The sequence below is a fragment of the Enterococcus sp. 7E2_DIV0204 genome, assembly GCF_002140855.1.
Taxonomy (GTDB): Bacteria; Bacillota; Bacilli; order Lactobacillales; family Enterococcaceae; genus Enterococcus_L; species Enterococcus_L lemimoniae.
In genome coordinates this window covers 363,015-381,441 of sequence record NZ_NGKY01000001.1, presented here as the reverse complement: position 1 = coordinate 381,441, position 18,427 = coordinate 363,015, and the positions used below count along the sequence as shown (strand labels likewise).

The 18,427-nt window shown below is 36.7% G+C and carries 13 protein-coding genes; 12 read left to right on the top strand and 1 reads right to left on the bottom strand.

Going from position 1 to position 18,427, the window contains the following annotated elements; all coding sequences use genetic code 11:
* Positions 1-149: 149 nt before the first annotated feature.
* From A5819_RS01850 to cydC, 5 genes are all read left to right on the top strand, one after another.
* The gene (locus tag A5819_RS01850; RefSeq protein ID WP_086280517.1) at positions 150-596 is read left to right on the top strand and encodes a hypothetical protein; all 447 of its coding nucleotides are present in this window, start codon (positions 150-152) and stop codon (positions 594-596) included.
* Between the two features lie 403 nt (positions 597-999).
* Entirely contained in the window at positions 1,000-2,418 is a 1,419-nt protein-coding gene (locus A5819_RS01845) for a cytochrome ubiquinol oxidase subunit I (protein WP_086280520.1), read from the top strand.
* Entirely contained in the window at positions 2,415-3,440 is a 1,026-nt protein-coding gene (gene cydB / locus A5819_RS01840; RefSeq protein WP_086280523.1) for a cytochrome d ubiquinol oxidase subunit II, read from the top strand. The genes A5819_RS01845 and cydB overlap by 4 nt, the downstream gene beginning before the upstream one ends.
* Positions 3,437-5,167 carry a thiol reductant ABC exporter subunit CydD gene (gene cydD / locus A5819_RS01835; RefSeq protein WP_086280525.1) on the top strand — a complete coding sequence of 577 codons (1,731 nt, stop codon included), beginning with the start codon at positions 3,437-3,439 and terminating at the stop codon, positions 5,165-5,167. Before cydB ends, cydD begins: the two co-directional genes overlap by 4 nt.
* Positions 5,167-6,927, top strand: a complete 1,761-nt coding sequence (cydC, locus tag A5819_RS01830) for a thiol reductant ABC exporter subunit CydC (protein ID WP_176271337.1) — start codon at positions 5,167-5,169, stop codon at positions 6,925-6,927. Before cydD ends, cydC begins: the two co-directional genes overlap by 1 nt.
* Positions 6,928-6,994: 67 nt before the next feature.
* On the opposite strand, the gene A5819_RS01825 is transcribed toward cydC, so the two are convergent.
* On the bottom strand, positions 6,995-7,975 hold the full coding sequence (locus A5819_RS01825; protein WP_086280530.1) for a polyprenyl synthetase family protein: 981 nt from the start codon (positions 7,973-7,975) through the stop codon (positions 6,995-6,997).
* Between the two features lie 119 nt (positions 7,976-8,094).
* On the opposite strand from A5819_RS01825, the gene A5819_RS01820 reads away from it, so the two are divergent.
* The 7 genes from A5819_RS01820 to A5819_RS01790 all read left to right on the top strand — a co-directional run bounded on the left by A5819_RS01820 (position 8,095) and on the right by A5819_RS01790 (position 18,228).
* A complete protein-coding gene (locus A5819_RS01820; RefSeq protein ID WP_086280533.1) occupies positions 8,095-9,000 on the top strand; it encodes a prenyltransferase in 906 nt (301 codons plus the stop codon).
* A 29-nt stretch (positions 9,001-9,029) separates the two neighbouring features.
* The gene (locus A5819_RS01815; RefSeq protein WP_086280536.1) at positions 9,030-10,241 is read left to right on the top strand and encodes an NAD(P)/FAD-dependent oxidoreductase; all 1,212 of its coding nucleotides are present in this window, start codon (positions 9,030-9,032) and stop codon (positions 10,239-10,241) included.
* Between the two features lie 353 nt (positions 10,242-10,594).
* Positions 10,595-11,974 carry a Na+/H+ antiporter NhaC gene (gene nhaC / locus A5819_RS01810; protein ID WP_086280539.1) on the top strand — a complete coding sequence of 460 codons (1,380 nt, stop codon included), beginning with the start codon at positions 10,595-10,597 and terminating at the stop codon, positions 11,972-11,974.
* Between the two features lie 106 nt (positions 11,975-12,080).
* Positions 12,081-14,456, top strand: coding sequence for a DNA translocase FtsK (locus A5819_RS01805; protein ID WP_086280542.1), 2,376 nt, complete (start codon positions 12,081-12,083; stop codon positions 14,454-14,456).
* 398 nt (positions 14,457-14,854) lie between these two features.
* A complete protein-coding gene (locus A5819_RS01800) occupies positions 14,855-15,556 on the top strand; it encodes a GntR family transcriptional regulator (RefSeq protein WP_086280546.1) in 702 nt (233 codons plus the stop codon).
* Positions 15,557-15,665: 109 nt separating this feature from the next.
* Positions 15,666-16,415 (top strand): ABC transporter ATP-binding protein, encoded by a 750-nt coding sequence (locus A5819_RS01795; protein WP_086280549.1) that lies wholly within the window; start codon positions 15,666-15,668, stop codon positions 16,413-16,415.
* Entirely contained in the window at positions 16,405-18,228 is a 1,824-nt protein-coding gene (locus tag A5819_RS01790; RefSeq protein ID WP_086280552.1) for an ABC transporter permease, read from the top strand. The genes A5819_RS01795 and A5819_RS01790 overlap by 11 nt, the downstream gene beginning before the upstream one ends.
* Positions 18,229-18,427: the final 199 nt, after the last annotated feature.

Below are 18,427 nucleotides of genomic sequence, written 5' to 3'. Positions count from 1 at the left end.
GAAGCACGATAAGATTGAGAAGGTATATAAATATATGGATTATTCAAAGGAAAAAGGGCTGTTAGAATAAATGTTTAATTTAAAATTGCTTTAGATAATAAACGTAAAAACATTTCTATTGTAATAATAGATGTATTGGGGTGTTGTTGGTGGGAAAAAAGATATGGATTATTTTACTATTGATTCTTATTGTTGCTTACACTGTATCCATAAGTGGTAAAAAAGGATCAACAGAAAATGCTGTTATGACAGTTGAAAAGTCTGAAAAGTTTAAAAATACCGAAATTGAAACGGCGATTGATCGTGTGAAGAAAGAGTTTAAAGGATTTACTAACTGTGAAATGACCAAAATTTACTATGATGAAGAAAAATCGAATATGGAAATCAATTATTATTTAACAGAGAATCAAGAAAATAAAAGTGTAAAAAATGCAGACAAAAAAATTTTTATTGTCTTGTATTCTGATTTTGAGGTTAGAGAGGAAAATAATCAAAATTCTGGTTTTATGCCAGGCTCTCATCACAAAAATTGGATGTGGTTATTAAAAAAAGATGAATTTTGGAAGTCTTGGAAAGTCGTAACTTTTGGAGTTTAAGCTAGTGCTCATTCGATACATAATAATGATTTGTGCTTTAACGTATATATTTTTAATTCAGCCCTAAACTAAAATTTTAAAGTAAAAAAACACTTTGGGTGAAGTGTTTTTTTTTATTCTGTCATTTAAACTCATTTTTCTTATTTTTCGCCTAGACTAAAGGAATAATTTAATGAAAATGGGCGGAAACATTTGTATTTTGCAATAAAAGGAGTATACTCTAATTTGGAATCATTCTAAATTTAATAAAAAGAGTTTCCACACACATATTGTCTTTAGGTTTATTTTATTCTGGGTTTTGATTCATTTTGACAGCACTAACCAACTGCACAAATGAATAATTATGTTGAATGAAATTAGCTTATTCTTTTTGTGGAGACAGTAAAAACAAGGGGGATTATTGATGTTTGATATTGTAACATTAGCAAGATTCCAATTTGCAATGACGACAGTCTTTCATTACTTCTTCGTACCGTTTTCAATAGGATTAGCACTTGTAGTTGCAGTCATGGAAACGATGTATGTCGTGAAAAAAGATGAACGTTATCGCAAAATGGCGAAGTTTTGGGGCAACATTTTTCTATTAAGTTTTGCAGTCGGAGTTGTAACAGGAATTATTCAAGAATTCCAGTTCGGGATGAACTGGTCAGATTATTCACGCTTTGTTGGAGATATTTTTGGTGCTCCACTGGCAATTGAAGCATTACTTGCATTCTTTTTAGAATCAACATTCTTAGGTTTATGGATTTTTACTTGGGATAAAGTAAATCCTAAACTTCATTTAACATTTATTTGGTTGGTTGTATTTGGTTCAATGATGTCGGCTTTTTGGATTTTAGCTGCAAACAGCTTTATGCAACATCCAGTGGGCTATACATTAAACAATGGTCGTGCAGAATTGATCGACTTTGGTGCAGTTATTGGTAATCCAAAAGTTTGGTATGAGTTTACACACGTCTTGTCTGGCGCAATTGTAATGGGCGGAATGATCGTTGCAGGTCTTGCTGCGTTCCAAATTTTGAAAAAACGTGATATTAGTTTCCATAAAGTATCTATGCGGATTGGTTTATGGATCGCTTTGTTTGGCTCTCTATCTGTTTTATTTACAGGTGACTTACAAATGAAAGCTTTGATCAATGATCAACCAATGAAATTTGCGGCAATGGAAGGGGATTATGAAGATTCTGGTGATCCTGCTGCTTGGACATTGATCGCATGGGCGGATGAAGCGCAACATAAACAAGTCTTTGGGATTCAAATTCCTTATATGTTAAGTATTCTTTCTTATAATAGTCTATCTGGTTCCGTTGATGGAATGGATACAGTCAATGAACGTTTGAAAGAACAGTATGGTGATGATAAAAATTATTATCCACCAGTTAATACATTATTCTGGAGTTTTAGAGTGATGGCTGGATTTGGTGCATTAATGCTACTAGTTTCATCTTTAGGTCTATTCTTTAGTCGTAAGAAAAAACCTTCACTTTATGAAAAACGCTGGATGGTTTGGATCGTGGCATTATGTACGTTTGCACCATTCTTAGCAAATACAACAGGTTGGTTGATCACTGAACTTGGTCGTTATCCTTGGACTGTTTATGGTCTATTTACGATTGAAGATAGTGTATCACCTAACGTATCTGTAGCGTCATTATTAACATCGAATATTATTTACTTTATTCTTTTTGCAGGTCTAGGTTCAGTAATGGTTTACTTGGTTACGGTTGAACTTAAAAAAGGACCGGATTATGAAGAAAAGAAATTAGCAGAGGCGAATTCTACTGATGTAGATCCATTTGATAAGGAGGTCTTTGGCGAATGAGTACGTTGCAATTGCTTTGGTTTGTCTTAATTGGTATTTTATTCTCAGGCTTCTTCTTCTTAGAAGGTTTTGACTTTGGCGTGGGGATGTCGGTTCAAACATTGGCTCATGATGAAGAAGAAAAAGAACAAATCATCCAAACGATTGGACCGGTTTGGGATGGTAATGAAGTCTGGTTATTAACAGCAGGTGGGGCGATGTTTGCATCTTTCCCATACTGGTATGCTTCATTGTTTAGCGGGTTTTACTTGATTTTATTTATCATTTTAGTTGGTTTGATCATTCGCGGTGTGTCATTTGAATTTCGTCACCGGATGCCAGATGGTAAACGCCGTAGACTGTGGAACTGGACATTATCGATCGGTAGTTTTATCGTACCGTTTTTCTTCGGTGTTCTATTCATTGATTTAATTCAAGGAATGCCGCTTGACGTAGACGGGAATATGATGGCGTCATTTACAGATTATATTAATGTGTTTTCTGTGGTTGGTGGCGTTGCATTGTCTTTATTATGCTACTTACATGGTTTAAATTATATTGCCTTAAAAACAGAAGGGCCAGTCAGAGAACGTGCACGTAACTATGCGTCATTCTTCTATTGGATTTTATATGTGGGCTTAGTTGTGTTTGCAGCGTTGTTGTACTTCAAAACAGATTTCTTTGATAATCATTTTGTCGTGACGTTATTATTAGTGGTAGGAATCGTTGCCTTAACAGTGGTTGCCAATGTGAGTGTCTTTAAGAAAAAAGAAATGTTGGCGTTTCTTGCTAGTGGCTTAACGTTGATTCTTTTAGTGGCGTTATTATTTAGTGGCTTGTTCCCACGTGTCATGATTGGGAGTGAGGGGTACTATGATATCTTGATCAAAGATGCTTCAAGTTCTCCATATACTTTGAAAACAATGACATGGTTATCATTAACGATTTTACCATTCGTATTAGCTTATACAGGCTGGTCTTATTATGTCTTTAGAAAACGTATCAAACATCCAGCAATTGCTGCTGCGGGGTATGAAGGATGATCGATAAAGCCATCTTAAAAATGCCAAAAATCAAAAATATCATGATCTTGCTTGCAGGTTTTTCTTTCCTGCAAGCAGTATTTATTATAGGACAAGCATTTTATTTATCTAAAGCCGTTGTTGGATTATGGGAAGGTGGTCAGTTAAGTGACCAGCTGTTGAATATTTTGGTGTTCTTTTTGTTTTATACTGGCAGACATGTGGTGACCTATCTGCGTGAAAAAATGTTGGATACCTTTAGTTATGATCGTTCCCGTGAATTAAGAGAAGCTTTACTCCAAAAGGTTTTCCGTTTAGGACCGACTGTAGTTCAAAAAAATGGTACGGGAAATATGATCACTATGGGGCTTGAAGGAATCAGTCAGGCAGAAAATTATTTACATTTGATCCTGATGAAAATTATGAACATGATGATTATTCCGTGGATCATTTTGATTTTTGTTTTTACCTTAGATGTTCGTTCAGGGGTTGTTCTATTAGTTGTTTTTCCAATGATCATTATTTTTATGATCATTCTGGGTTATGCAGCTCAAAGTAAAGCAGATAAACAATACAAAGCTTTTCAGATTTTATCTAATCACTTCATTGATTCGTTGCGAGGTCTAGATACGTTGAAACTGTTTGGCTTGAGCAAAAAGTATGCAGGCAGTATTTATAATACGAGTGAACGGTTTAGAGAAGCAACGATGAGTACCTTGAAAATTGCGATTTTATCAACATTTGCTTTGGATTTTTTTACAACATTATCAGTCGCAGTTGTAGCAGTATTTCTAGGGTTAAGTTTGTTGGAAGGGGGGATTTTACTTTTCCCAGCCTTGACGACCTTGATCTTAGCACCAGAATTCTTTTTGCCTGTTCGTGATTTTGCTAGTGATTATCATGCAACATTAGATGGAAAAAATTCATTTCAGGCAATTCAAGCTGTGTTAGATTTACCAGAAATGACTGAAACGGATCGGCTTTCTTTAAGCGATTGGACAGCTTTGAGTGAATTAGCTGTTGAACAGTTGACCTTTCAATATGAAGAAGCTACCCAACCAGCGTTAAAAGGGTTAGACTTTGCTGCAAAAGGGTATCAAAAAATTGGGATCATTGGGGCCAGCGGTTCTGGAAAATCAACACTGATTAATGTATTGAGTGGTTTTTTAGAGCCAGATGCTGAAATAACAACAATTGAAGTTGATGGACAAAAGCTTCCGCACTTTTTACAAAAAGAGTGGCAGAAGCAAGTTCTGTATATTCCTCAATCACCCTATATTTTCCAGGATACATTAGCGAATAATGTTCGTTTTTATACACCAGAAGCGACGGATGAAGATGTCTTAGCTGCAGTTCAGCTAGTAGGGTTAGAAAACCTTGTAACGGAGCTTATAGAGGGTTTAAACACGGTGATCGGTGAAAGTGGGCGAATGTTAAGCGGTGGTCAAGCTCAGCGTGTAGCGCTTGCTAGAGCCTTTTTAGATCAGACACGTCGCGTTCTATTATTTGATGAACCAACTGCTCACTTAGATATTGAAACTGAAGTAGAATTAAAAACAAAAATGTTACCATTGATGAATGATCATCTTGTCTTTTTTGCCACTCATCGATTACATTGGATGGCGGAAATGGATTATATTTTGGTCATGGATAAAGGTCAAATCGTTGAAGCAGGAACATTAGCTGAATTGACAGAGAAAAATGGTTATTACGTGAAACTAGTCAATCAAATGAGGGGGACAGAATAATGGAAAATACCCCAACAAATAAAGAATTATATGAAAAAGATCAATGGGTCAAACCGTTTTTGAAAAAGTATAAAGGGTTATTATACTTAGCGTTGATTTTAGGTTTTTTAACTTTTTTTAGTGCCGGCGCTTTGATGTTCAATTCAGGTTATTTAATTAGCCGAGCAGCATCATTGCCAGAGAATATTTTGATGATTTATATTCCTATTGTATTGACACGTGCTTTTGGGATCAGTCGTCCAGTTTTTCGTTATATTGAGCGTTTAGTTAGTCATAACTGGGTCTTGAAAATGACTTCTGACTTGCGTTTGAAGCTTTATATGGTCTTAGAAAAAGATGCGATTTTCTTTAAATCAAAATATCAAACTGGAGATATTTTAGGGTTGTTATCAGAAGATATCAATCATCTACAGAATTTATATTTACGCACGATTTTCCCAACCGTAATTGCTTGGTTGTTATATATTTTTATTATTATTGGACTTGGTTTGTTTTCATGGTGGTTTGGCTTATGCATGCTGTTGATGTTAGGCGTTGTTATTTTTCTACTACCTTTAATCTCAGTTTTAGTCAATGGTGCCAGACAAGAGAGGCAAAAAGTCTCTAAAAATGAATTATACAAGACATTGACAGATAATATTTTGGGTGTTTCTGATTGGGTATTTAGCCAACGTGGTCAGGAATTTGTCCATTCATATGAACAGCAAGAAGCAAAACTACGTCAGTTGGATGAACAAATCAAACGCTTTAATCGTTTTCGTGATTTCCTATTACAAGTGGCCTTTGGTGTGATTACTATTGCCATTTTAGCTTGGACTAGTGTTCGTTTTCCAGGAAATCACGGTGGTGCGGCAAACTGGATCGCCGCTTTTACGTTGACGGTTTTCCCGTTGATCGATGCTTTTGCACCGCTACCTGATGCAGCGCAAGAAACAAATATTTATAAAGATTCCATCAAACGATTGAATGATTTACCAGAACCAGAAGAAGCAGTATCACGACCTAAAGAAGTAACGATCGATAATACAGAAATCAAGATCAGTGACCTATCTTTTGCTTATGAAGGAACATCTAAACAAGTTTTAAAAGACTTAAATCTGACAATCCATTCAAAAGAGAAATTAGCAATTTTGGGGCGTAGTGGTTCTGGGAAAAGTACATTAGCAACGTTGATTCGTGGAGATTTACAGCCAAATAAAGGGACGATCACATTAGGTGGAATGTCAACTAGTGAATTTGGCGATCAAATCACAAAATCAATCGGAGTGATTCATCAAGCGCCTTATCTCTTTAGGACAACGATTCTAAATAATGTCCGAATCGGGCGAGAAGAAGCTTCTGAGGAAGAGGTTTGGCAAGTGTTAGAGCAGGTTGGGCTAAAGGAAATGATCCAAGGGCTGCCTGAAGGTTTATTGACAATGGTTGATGAAGCTGGATTACGTTTTTCTGGTGGTGAACGTCATCGTTTAGCTTTAGCACCTATTTTACTTCAAGATACACCTATTGTATTGTTAGATGAACCAACCACTGGATTAGATCCAATTACAGAACAACAATTATTGGATACATTTTTTGAGACACTAGAAGATAAAACGATTATCTGGATCACCCATCACCTACAAGGAGTCCACATGATGGATCGAGTGATTTTCATTGAAGATGGTCAATTAGAAATGAGCGGTTCTCCGCAAGAGTTATTGGCTACCAATCAACATTATCAACAGTTGTATGCAATTGATCGCGGAATGAATCAACGATGAGTATATAAAACATCTGAGGCAAAACTCTAAGAGCTTTGCCTCAACTGTTTTAAAAATGACTATCATGTTAAAATGACCGTTGTAGCAATAATTCAGTCAATAAAGTCAGCTGTTCTTTCCCTAAACAATCAGGCAGTTTTTGGATATCAGTCAACGCTTTTTCTGTCACACGTTTGGCAAATGCTTTGGCTTCGTTCACACTGTCTAGTTCATGAACTAGTTGTGCTGTTTCGATTGCTTGTTCTGCTGTGATATCTGCACCTTTTTCTAGATAATAAGCAAAGCGTTCGGGTGCTTTTCTCATGGCAAAGATCAAAGGTAACGTATAGACACCTTGCGCTAAATCTTCTAAAACGGGCTTTTTCAAGGTTTTTTCATCAGCGGTGTAATCTAAGATATCATCGTAAACTTGAAAAGCAATCCCGATATGACGACCGATACGGGCTGCTAACCGTTGAACTTCTGCTGACGCAACACCAAAGTGAGCACCTTCTAAACAGCTTAGTGAAAACAACTCAGCTGTTTTCCCATTGACGCTGCGCAAATAATCAAAGACGGTCATGTTCTGTTTATAACGGGTATGCATTTGATCTAATTCACCCAAAAGCAGCCGTTTCATAGCAGAAGCATTTGTATGTAAGAAATCAGAACCGTTCATTGTTTCAGCAAGTAACTCAAAGAATTCTGTAAATAATAAATCGCCTGTATAAACAGCGATATCTTTGCCATAGCGAGCTTGAATCGTGATGGCTCCTCGGCGTAGTGGTGAATCATCGATAATATCATCGTGAACAAGGGTTGCCATATGCAGGATTTCAATGGAAGCAGCGATTTTGATCAATTGTTGCTGATCTTGTTTTTGTTCATCACCGATTTGAGCAAATAGAAAAAAGAACGCTGGGCGTAATAATTTTCCACCTGAATAGGTTAATTCGATCAAAGCTGTTTCGATTTCTTTGTTTCTTATTTTAACTTGGCGTCTGATCAGTTCGCACGTTTCATTCAATTGTTGTTGGATAATCGGAAATTCTTTCCAAAAGTCATTCATAACACAATAGTCCTTTCAGTAATTCAATACTATTGATTGTATACGATGTAGGTCGAGAAACACAAGTAAATTATTCCGTGAGCATAAAACTAAATATTGTAAGGAGAGAAGAGTATAATTTGAATAGAGAAGTATTTTTTGAATTAGTTGAGCTAAAAGCAAAGACAGCCAGTGTTTTACCCTTTCTTTTAGGCATTTGTTTCAGTTGGTATCATTATGGAAGTGTCCATTTAGGTTTTGTTCTTATTTATTTTATTGCGATGTTCATTTTCAATATGGCTGTTGATATATTAGATAACTATAATGACTACCATCATGCTAAAGAAGGGCATGATTATAAAGATAAAACGAATATTATCGGACGTGAGCATTTATCGTTGTCGATGATTCGTCGCTGGATCATTTGGATGGTGGCGATCTCCGCGTTGATCGGAATCGGTCTTTCACTGTTTGTCGGTTGGCCTCTGCTATGGATGGGGCTGTATTGTTATTTGATCGGGATCTTCTATTCTTCTGGTCCTAAACCGTTATCTAGTTTGCCTTTGGGAGAAGTTTTCTCGGGCTTTACGATGGGCTTTATGATCATGTTGATTTGCGTTTATATCAATACATTTGATTCTTTTCAATGGACAGCAGAGAATATCGGCAGGATTTTCTTGGTGTCATTGCCTAACACTTGCTTGATTGCTAATTTGATGTTAGCTAACAACATCTGTGATCTAGAAGAAGATGAAACAAATCAGCGTTTTACGTTAGTTCATTATTTAGGGAAAAAAACGGCACTCCAGTTGTTTGTCGGATTGATTATGATTGCCTTTATATCGATCATTTTAAGTGTTGTATTGGGTTTAGCACCTATGACCATGTTATTGACGCTGTTGGTCCTACCCTTTATTTGGAAGCAAACGAAGCTATTCTTAAATGAACAAGTCAAAACGAAAACATTTATTTGCGCAGTCAGGATTTTAGCTGTCGGTGCACTTGCACAAGTTGTATTTTTTGCCATAGGATTGTGGCTTAAATAATAAAATAAAAAGGTTAAGAGGGGATTTAAATGAGTAAGCACGTCGTTATTTTAGGCGCTGGCTATGCCGGATTAAGAGCGCTACATGAATTACAAAGAGGCAATACTGATCTGAAAATCACATTGGTCGATCAAAATGATTACCACTTTGAAGCAACGGATATCCATGAAGTTGCAGCAGGAATCCAAACATCGGAAAGAATTACGTATCCAATCAAAGATGTTGTAAAAACTGCTTGCACAACATTTGTACAAGGTAGAGTGGAAACAATCGATAGTGAAAACCAATTGGTTCATTTGAAGGATCAAGAAGCCCTTTCTTATGATTATTTGATTGTGGCACTAGGCTATGAATCAGAATCTTTCGGGATTCCAGGTGTAGAAGAATTTTCATTAAAAATGGTCGACATTCCAACGTCAGAAAAAGTTTATCAACATTTAACTGAGCAAATGGAAGCCTATAAAGAAACCAAAGACGAAAACTGTTTGAAAATCGTGGTCTGCGGTGCCGGTTTTACTGGGATCGAGTTACTAGGTTCATTGCATGAAGGCAAGAAAAAGCTAGCTGAAATTGCTGGTGTTGAACCTGATAAAATCCAATTGTACTGTGTTGAAGCGGTGACGCGTTTATTACCAATGTTTAGCGAAAAACTCGGTGGTTACGGTATCGATCATTTGAAAAAATGGGGTGTCAATTTCTTAGTTGGCAAACCGATCAAAGAGATCAAACAAGATACAGTTGTTTATTTAGATAATCAAGAAACGAACGAATTAAACGAACTACAAGCAAAAACAATTATTTGGACGACAGGCGTTAGCGGCAGTCATGTAGTAGGTGATTCTGGTTTTGCAGCCAAACGTGGACGCGTGATGGTTCAAGCGGACTTAACAGATGCTGATCATAATAATGTTTATATTATTGGTGATTGTTCTGCTGTTATGGATAAAGAATCAAATCGACCTTATCCAACAACTGCACAAATTTCACTTAAAATGGGTGAACATGCAGGGAAAAACATCAAAGCACAATTAAAAGGTGAACCAACAAAAGAATTTACCTTTAAATCATTAGGCTCAGTTGCTTCAATTGGTAATAGTCATGCCTTTGGTGAGGTTGGAAAAATCGAAGTCAAAGGATATCCTGCTTCTGTTATCAAAAAAGCTATCATGGATCGTTCATTATTTGAAACAGGTGGTATTAAAGAAATGTTAGCTAAAGGTCGTTTTGACTTTTACCGTTAACAGATTAAAATAGTAATCAGTGCTTTGAAGGATTCATAGTAGAGCGTTGTGTGGAAATGACAGAAAGTCAACGGCTGATGGAAGTTGATCAAAACAACGACTTGAATTACAAATCTGGAGCAAATGTTCGATTCGGGTGAGATCCGTTAGCGTCTTTTGAGAGGAAATTATTTTTTAATTTCAATTTGGGTGGTACCGCGTGTAGATTGAGGCCGAGACAAAAGTATTCAGCTCCTTATTTCCGAAGGAGCTGATTTTTTCTCACCGTTATACGTCCCTGACAGTCTTTTTCAGATTGTCAGGGATTTTTTTGTATTCAACAATCAAATTTATAAAAAGAATGAGGAACGTAAATGAAGAAAGAATTGAGTGTTAAAGAAGCATTAGTTGTGTTTTTGTCATTATTATTGATTATTAGTATTTGTGTGATTGGCGTTGGCATGAGCCCAATTTTTCCTGTATTATGTGCGTTAGGTTTATTGATTGGCTGGAGTAAGTGGCGTGGTGCTTCTTGGGACAAAATCCATGAAGGAATTATTGAAGGCGTAAAAACAGGGATTGTTCCCATGGTCATTTTCATATTGATCGGAGCTCTGATTGCAGTTTGGATTGCAAGTGGTGTAATTCCAACGATGATGTTTGCAGGATTTTCAGTTATCAGCACTAAAATCTTTTTACCTTCGGCTTTTGTTAGCTGTGCAGTTGTGGGGATTTCAATCGGAAGTGCCTTTACAACAGTTTCAACAATTGGTTTAGCCTTGATGGGAATGGGGATCTCGATGGGCTTCAACTCTGCTATTTTGGCAGGAGCGATTATTTCAGGGGCAGTCTTTGGGGATAAAATGTCTCCGCTATCGGATACGACCAATTTAGCTTCAGCTGTAGCGGGAGCAGATCTATTTAAGCATATTCGAAATATGATGTGGACGACCGTACCAGCGTTTATTATTTCGTTTATTTTATACGCAGTAATTGGGTTTCAAACAAAAATTGGACAGACTGATTTAGAAACCAAACAGTTTTTAGCCGTTTTACAAGAGAATTTTGCAATTAGTTGGTGGGCAATTTTACCGATTTTATTACTGGTGGTGTGTTCAATCAAACGAGTGCCCGCAATTGCATCATTATTAGTGACAATTTTAGTGTCTAGTGTGATGTATATAATTCAAACACAAAATGTTGACTTGAAACAGTTAAGCACGATTATTGAAAATGGGTTTGTCTCAGAAACTGGTATGGAGCAAATCGATGCGTTGTTGACTAGAGGTGGGATCCAAAGTATGATGTGGTCAGTTTCATTGATTCTTTTAACGTTGTTGTTAGGTGGTTTATTAATGAAGATGGAAGTGATCACTGTACTGATGGCCCCGCTTGCGCATAAATTAAAATCAACCGGTAGTTTAGTTGCGGCAACAGTGTTTAGTGGAGCGTTAGCTAATTTGATGATTGGTGAGCAGTACTTATCGATTATTCTGCCAGGACGGGCCTTTAAAGAAAGTTATGATCAAGCAGAACTCGCCCCAGAAGTGTTGTCTAGAGCGTTAGAAGATTCTGGTACTGTACTGAATTCACTGATTCCTTGGGGGGTAAGTGGCGTGTTTATGGCAAGTACGTTACAAGTATCTACATTAGCATACGCACCCTTTAGTTTCTTTATCTTATTGTGTCCGATTTTGTCGATTCTTTCAGGAATGACAGGCATCGGCATCCAAAGACGAGCGATGAGTAAATAAAGAATTCTACTGAAAATCATTAAAATTTTAAGAGAAACAATGGGGGTACTTTTGTTCGGCTCGATTTTTAGGTATAATGGATATTGATTGAAAAGAGGGATGTTACATGGCACAAAAAAGGAAAAGTGCAAAAAAGAAAAAAACAAAAAAGCAACAACAGCAACAAGAACATCTTAATTTCATTTTTCTCGGTATCTTTTTTATCTTCTTCGGATTATTTGGACTATTAAAATTAGGATTTCTTGGCACATTGATCGCCAATGGTTTACGTGTAGTAATAGGAAATACATTTTCAGTAGCAGCATTATTACTGATGCTTTATGGCCTGTCACTCGTTATTTTTGGGAAAGAGTTTCCCATAAAAAAAAGCCGGCCAATGATTGGCGGAGTATTTGTTTATTTAGGTATTTTGTTATTGCTACATGCATACATGTTTCGTAGTGTAGGGACCCAAACACCTGATATTATGGGAACGACATGGGAATTTCTTAGAATGGATCTAAAGGCAAGTACTGTTGCTCAAAATGTCGGTGGCGGTATGATCGGTGCAGCTCTGTATAGTCTAACGTTCTTTTTAGTGGCTCAGTTTGGTAGCTATTTGATTGCCGGGTTACTGATTGCGATTGGTGTCTTTTTAATGAGTATGCTTGATTTTCAACAAGTGATGAATGGTTTGCAGATCATTCGAGAAAAACTTAGTAGTCTAACGGCTAGAAGTGCAGAACGTCAAGCTGAAAAAGAAACGAAGCGTGCAGAAAAACGTGCAGCCAAACAAGCAGAGATGGAGCAACGTGCGCAAGAACGTCTAAAAAATGATGTGCGTGAATTAACACCTGGTGAAAAACTAGCGCAAGAAGCATGGAAACAAGAAGAAAAAGACCTTCAGGAACCAGAACAATTAACCTTGGTGCCAATCGATAGCTTCCAAAGTCAAACAGAAGCTCAGGCAGTTCAAGCAAAACCAATGGCCGATCCGGAGCTTGACGAAGGCGGCGAATTAGAATTTGAAATTTCAGAAGAAGCGGAAGATCGTGATTACGAATTGCCGCCTTCAACGTTGTTGGATTCAATTCCTGCAGCTGATCAAAGTGGTGAGTATCAGAAAATCGAAAAAAATATTGGCGTTCTGGAACAAACCTTTAAGAGTTTCGGTGTAGATGCCAAGGTTGTCAAAGCAAGCCTAGGACCTGCTGTCACAAAGTTTGAGATTCAACCAGCTGTAGGGGTTAAAGTTAGTAAAGTCGTTAGTCTAACAGATGATATCGCCTTAGCACTTGCTGCGAAAGATGTACGGATGGAAGCACCGATTCCAGGGAAATCATTGATTGGGATCGAAGTGCCAAACAGCACTGTCAGCACTGTTTCATTCAGAGATATTATTGAAGCTGCACCAAGTCATCCAGATAAACTATTGGAAGTTCCACTTGGACGAGATATTTCTGGTATGGTTCAATCAGCTGATTTAGCTAAAATGCCGCATTTACTGATTGCTGGATCAACAGGTAGTGGGAAATCAGTTGCGATCAATGGCATTATTTCCAGTATTCTTATGAGAGCAAAACCTCATGAAGTAAAACTGATGATGATCGATCCGAAAATGGTTGAGTTGAATGTCTATAACGGGATTCCTCATCTATTAACACCAGTTGTTACAAATCCAAGAAAAGCTTCCCAAGCTTTGCAAAAAGTCGTTCAAGAGATGGAATTTCGTTATGAAAAATTTGCAGCGGCTGGTGTCCGGAATATTTCTGGATATAATGAATTAGTCATTCAGCGAAACCTTGAAGACGGTGAGAATCGTCCAATATTACCATTTATTGTTGTTATTGTTGATGAGTTAGCTGATTTGATGATGGTTGCCAGTAATGAAGTGGAAGATGCGATCATTCGTTTAGCACAAATGGCAAGGGCTGCTGGTATCCATATGATTTTAGCAACTCAAAGGCCTAGTGTGGATGTTATCACAGGAATCATCAAAGCCAATGTTCCTTCACGAATGGCCTTTGCCGTTTCAAGTGGAACGGATTCACGAACGATCATCGATAGTAACGGTGCCGAAAAACTTTTGGGTCGTGGTGATATGCTGTTCTTACCGATGGGAGAGAATAAACCAATTCGTGTTCAAGGAGCCTTTATTTCAGATCATGAAGTTGAACGGGTTGTGGCTTTTGTTACAGAGCAGCAAGAAGCTGATTACCAAGAAAATATGATGCCAACAGAAGAAGAAACAACAAGTGGCGGATCTGGAGATGCACCTCAAGACGAATTATATGAAGAGGCTAAGGCGTTGGTCGTAGAAATGCAGACCGCAAGTATTTCCCTACTGCAAAGACGCTTTAGAATCGGATATAATCGGGCAGCACGCTTAGTTGATGAATTAGAAGAGCATGGTGTGATTGGACCGTCTGAAGGGAGTAAGCCAAGAAAAGTCTTTCTTGAGCCTGTACCAGATGATGGACCGATGGATCAGGGATCAGAATAATAAAAAGGAGGTTGGGACAGGAGTGTTTAACCCCGAGAAATAAGCTGAACTTCACGAAAATTGCACTTCAAATTTTTGTGAAGTTCAGCTTATTTCCGAAGGGGTTGCTTCTGCTCCCACCGTTTATTCGGATACGAAGAGCCTGAAACATAACTTTTTGAGTTATGTCCCAGGCTCTTTTTATTAAGTTTCTAAGATAGAGTAGATTATGAGCGTTACTTTTCTAAAGAGGTTTTCGATAAATGGATTCTTTGGTATAATGTACGAAATACTAGCAGGAAATCAGATGCTAAGTTGAATTAAATCAGAAATACGATTAGAATTAGAGTAATCTAAAACAAGCATAAATAAGTTGAAATGAAATGATAAACTAAATAAAGAATATAAGGATGGATAATATGAGAAGAAAAAGCGTACTCTATTTAGACGTTGCAGAGCAAATCAAGGCAGATATCATGGATGGTACTTATCCTGTAGGATCATTGTTACCAACAGAGGCGGAACTTGAGCAACTATTTGATGTGAGTAAAATCACCGTTCGCCGTGCTATTGAATTATTATCATCAGAAGAATTAGTGGAGAAAAAAAGCGGCAAAGGAACGACTGTTTTAAGTAACCGTCCTTACAATAAATTATCAAAAGCCGGAACCTTTACAGAGTATTTAAATGATTCAGGACAAAAGGTAGCTAAGAAAATTTTAAACTTAGAAAAAGTAGCATTAACACCAGGTTCTGCAGTGCATCAATCGCTAGGTGAAAAAGCAGTGAAAGTCTCTCGGTTATATACCTTAGATGATCAACCTTATATTTATTTTAACTACTTCTTACCAACGAGCTTAGCTGATGTTCCATTAGAAGATTTTGAGAATGAATCATTGTATCGTTTGATGGATCAACATGGCATTGAGATCATGAAGTTTGAAGACAGCTTTCAAACTGTAGAATTAACCCTTGAACAACAAGAAATATTAGCGACATCGGAAAAAAATGGACTTAAAAGAATTCGTAAATCGGTTGGTCTTTCTGGAAAAATCGTTGAATTTTCTGAAGCAATCTATAATACAGCTCTTTATCCATATGTAATTGAATATGAAGCGTGAATCAAATAACAAGTTACTTACAAAAGTGTAAGTAACTTGTTATTTTTTTCTATGGTGTGTTCGTTAGAATTAGAATAGACTAGCATAGTAGAGAAAAGGAGCGATAATAATGTTGCAAGTAGAAAATTTATCGAAAACATATGGTCAAGAAATTAAATATGAAGCGTTAAAAGGGTTAAATTTAACCGTAAATGATAGTGAATTTATTGGAATCATGGGACCTTCTGGTAGTGGGAAAAGTACCTTCTTGAATCTTTTAGCAACGATCGACCAACCAACTTCAGGTCATATTCTAATGAATGGAAAAGATCCGAATCAACTAAATCAAGAAGAAATTGCTAAATTTAGACGAAGAGAATTAGGCTTTATCTTCCAGAGCTTTAACTTGATGCCAACGTTAACAGTTGAAGAAAACATTGTTTTACCATTAACTTTAGATGGTGAAAAAATCTCAATCATGAAAACACAACTAAATCTATTAGCAAAACGTTTAGGTATTGCTAGTTTATTGAAAAAACGAATTGCCGAAATTTCGGGAGGACAAGCGCAACGTGTTGCTGTAGCTCGTGCGATGATTCATCAACCACAACTCCTATTGGCGGATGAACCGACAGGAAACTTAGATACAAAATCATCAAAAGATGTTATGCAGCTATTACAACAATTAAATGAAGATGAAAAAGCCACGATTTTAATGGTTACACATGATCCACTAGCTGCAAGCTATTGTAAACGAATCGTCTTTATCAAAGATGGTGAATTGATCGATGAAATCCGCCATAATGGCAATCAAAAGATGTTTTACGATGAAATTATGGTAAAACTATCTGAGATTGAAGGTGTTGATAATGAGTTTTAGTCAATTTGTTATTCGCAATACCTTAAGAAATAAGCATCTTTATATGGCTTATTTTCTGAGTACGCTCTTTTCAGTAATGGTGTTCTTTACATTTACAGTTTTTGCATTTCATCCAGCATTATCAAATGGCTTAAATAAAAATGCTCAAATTGGCATGTTGGCCGCTGCAATCATTATTTACGGTTTTGCCTTTTTCTTTGTTCTATATTCAATGGATGTCTTTATCCAATCAAGGAAAAAAGAGTTTGGCTTATTGATGATTCAAGGAATGAGCCCAAAGCAGCTGAAAAAAATGGTCTTTATCGAAAATTTAGTCATTGGTTTTTTTGCTACGATCATGGGAAGCATTGCTGGAATTGGTTTTTCACAAGTGATTTTATGGTTAAGTAATAAATTGATGCATGTCAATTTTGGGTTCTATTTTCCCTTACAAGCACTTGTTTTGACCGTAATTTCATTTGCAGTATTATTTTTAGCTATTTCATTTTTTATTCAATTCCGATTGCCAAAATTAAGTTTACAAGAATTGTTGAAAGCAGGAGACCTTGGTAAAGGGACGATCAAAAGCTCTCCGATTAAAACCATTTTAGCGATCTTATTGATTGGTGTAGGCTATGCGATTGCTTTATTAGTCAAAGGAATGTTAGTACCGATGGTTATGATTCCAGTAATCTTTTTAGTCGTTGCTGGGACTCGATTCTTATTTAATCAATTAAGCGTTTCAGTAATTGAACGATTGAAAAAGAAACAAAGTATTTTTTGGAAAAAAACGAATATGGTTGTTTTTTCAGATTTAGCATTTCGTATGAAAGATAATGCCCGCTCGTTTTTCTTAGTATCAATCATTTCAACAGTGGCCTTTGCTGCGATTGGTACATTATATGGCTTTCAAAATATGATTCTAGATGGTATGAATGAAATTCCGTATGAATTCCAAGTTACAGGAACTGCTGAAGAGACAGCTTCAGTTCAACAAGAATTTTCTCAATTGTTGGCGGATAAAGGGATTCAAGTCGACGAAGGAAAACTGACAACTTATACAAATGCTGATCATGTTAACTTTGTTAAAGAGTCTGAGTATAATCACCTTGCGGAGTTGGTTAAAAAGCCAACGATCCAGACAGAAGGAAAAGCTGTCCAATTGCTTCCAACTAATATGGTGGGCATGAAAGAAACAACACTTAATGAAGTAGCACTACCAAACGAGACGATATTGCCAGTTATTAAAACGGAAAAAACGAATGTTGTTTCAGCTTATGGAACAACTATACTGGTACCGGATAATAGTGAGCTACAAAATTTAGAAAGTACCACTACAACTGTTTGGCAACCAAAAAATGCTAATTATGATGAACTGGTTTCGATTGGTAAATTCCAGGAAAAAAACGTAGCATTAATGGCTAAGAGTTATTCACAACAAACAATTACAGATGAATATGCACCAATTTTATTTGTCGGAATTTTTATCGGTATTGTTTTCTTTGTATCAGCTGGAAGTTTCCTATATTTCAGATTGTATAGCGATATGGATGTGGATGTAGAGAAATTCAAGATGATTTACAAAATGGGGTTAACGAAGAAAGAGTTGAAGAAGATGATTTATCAACAGGTTGGAATCTTATTCTTTACACCGATCATTGTTTCGGTGATCCATGGTGCAGTCGCACTAACGGCGATGTATCACATGTTTAATCAAGGAATGCAAGTAGCAGGATGGCAAGTGTTAGGAGTGTTTATCCTGATTCAAATTGGGTATTACCTAATTGCTCGTGTTTTCTATTTCAAAAAAGTTTATCGCTTAGTTCAAATATAATAAAAATCGATACAAAACAGAACACGTTTTGTATCGATTTTTATATTGTTTTTTGAATTTTTTGGAGTATACGTTAATAATGGTAGGCGTAAAATCAAAGGGATAAGAAAAGTCTAATTTGATGGACTAAACCAGATAACATATAGACAAATCGGGCACAATACGTTATAGTATGAAGCGAATGTTTAGAAGAAATGAG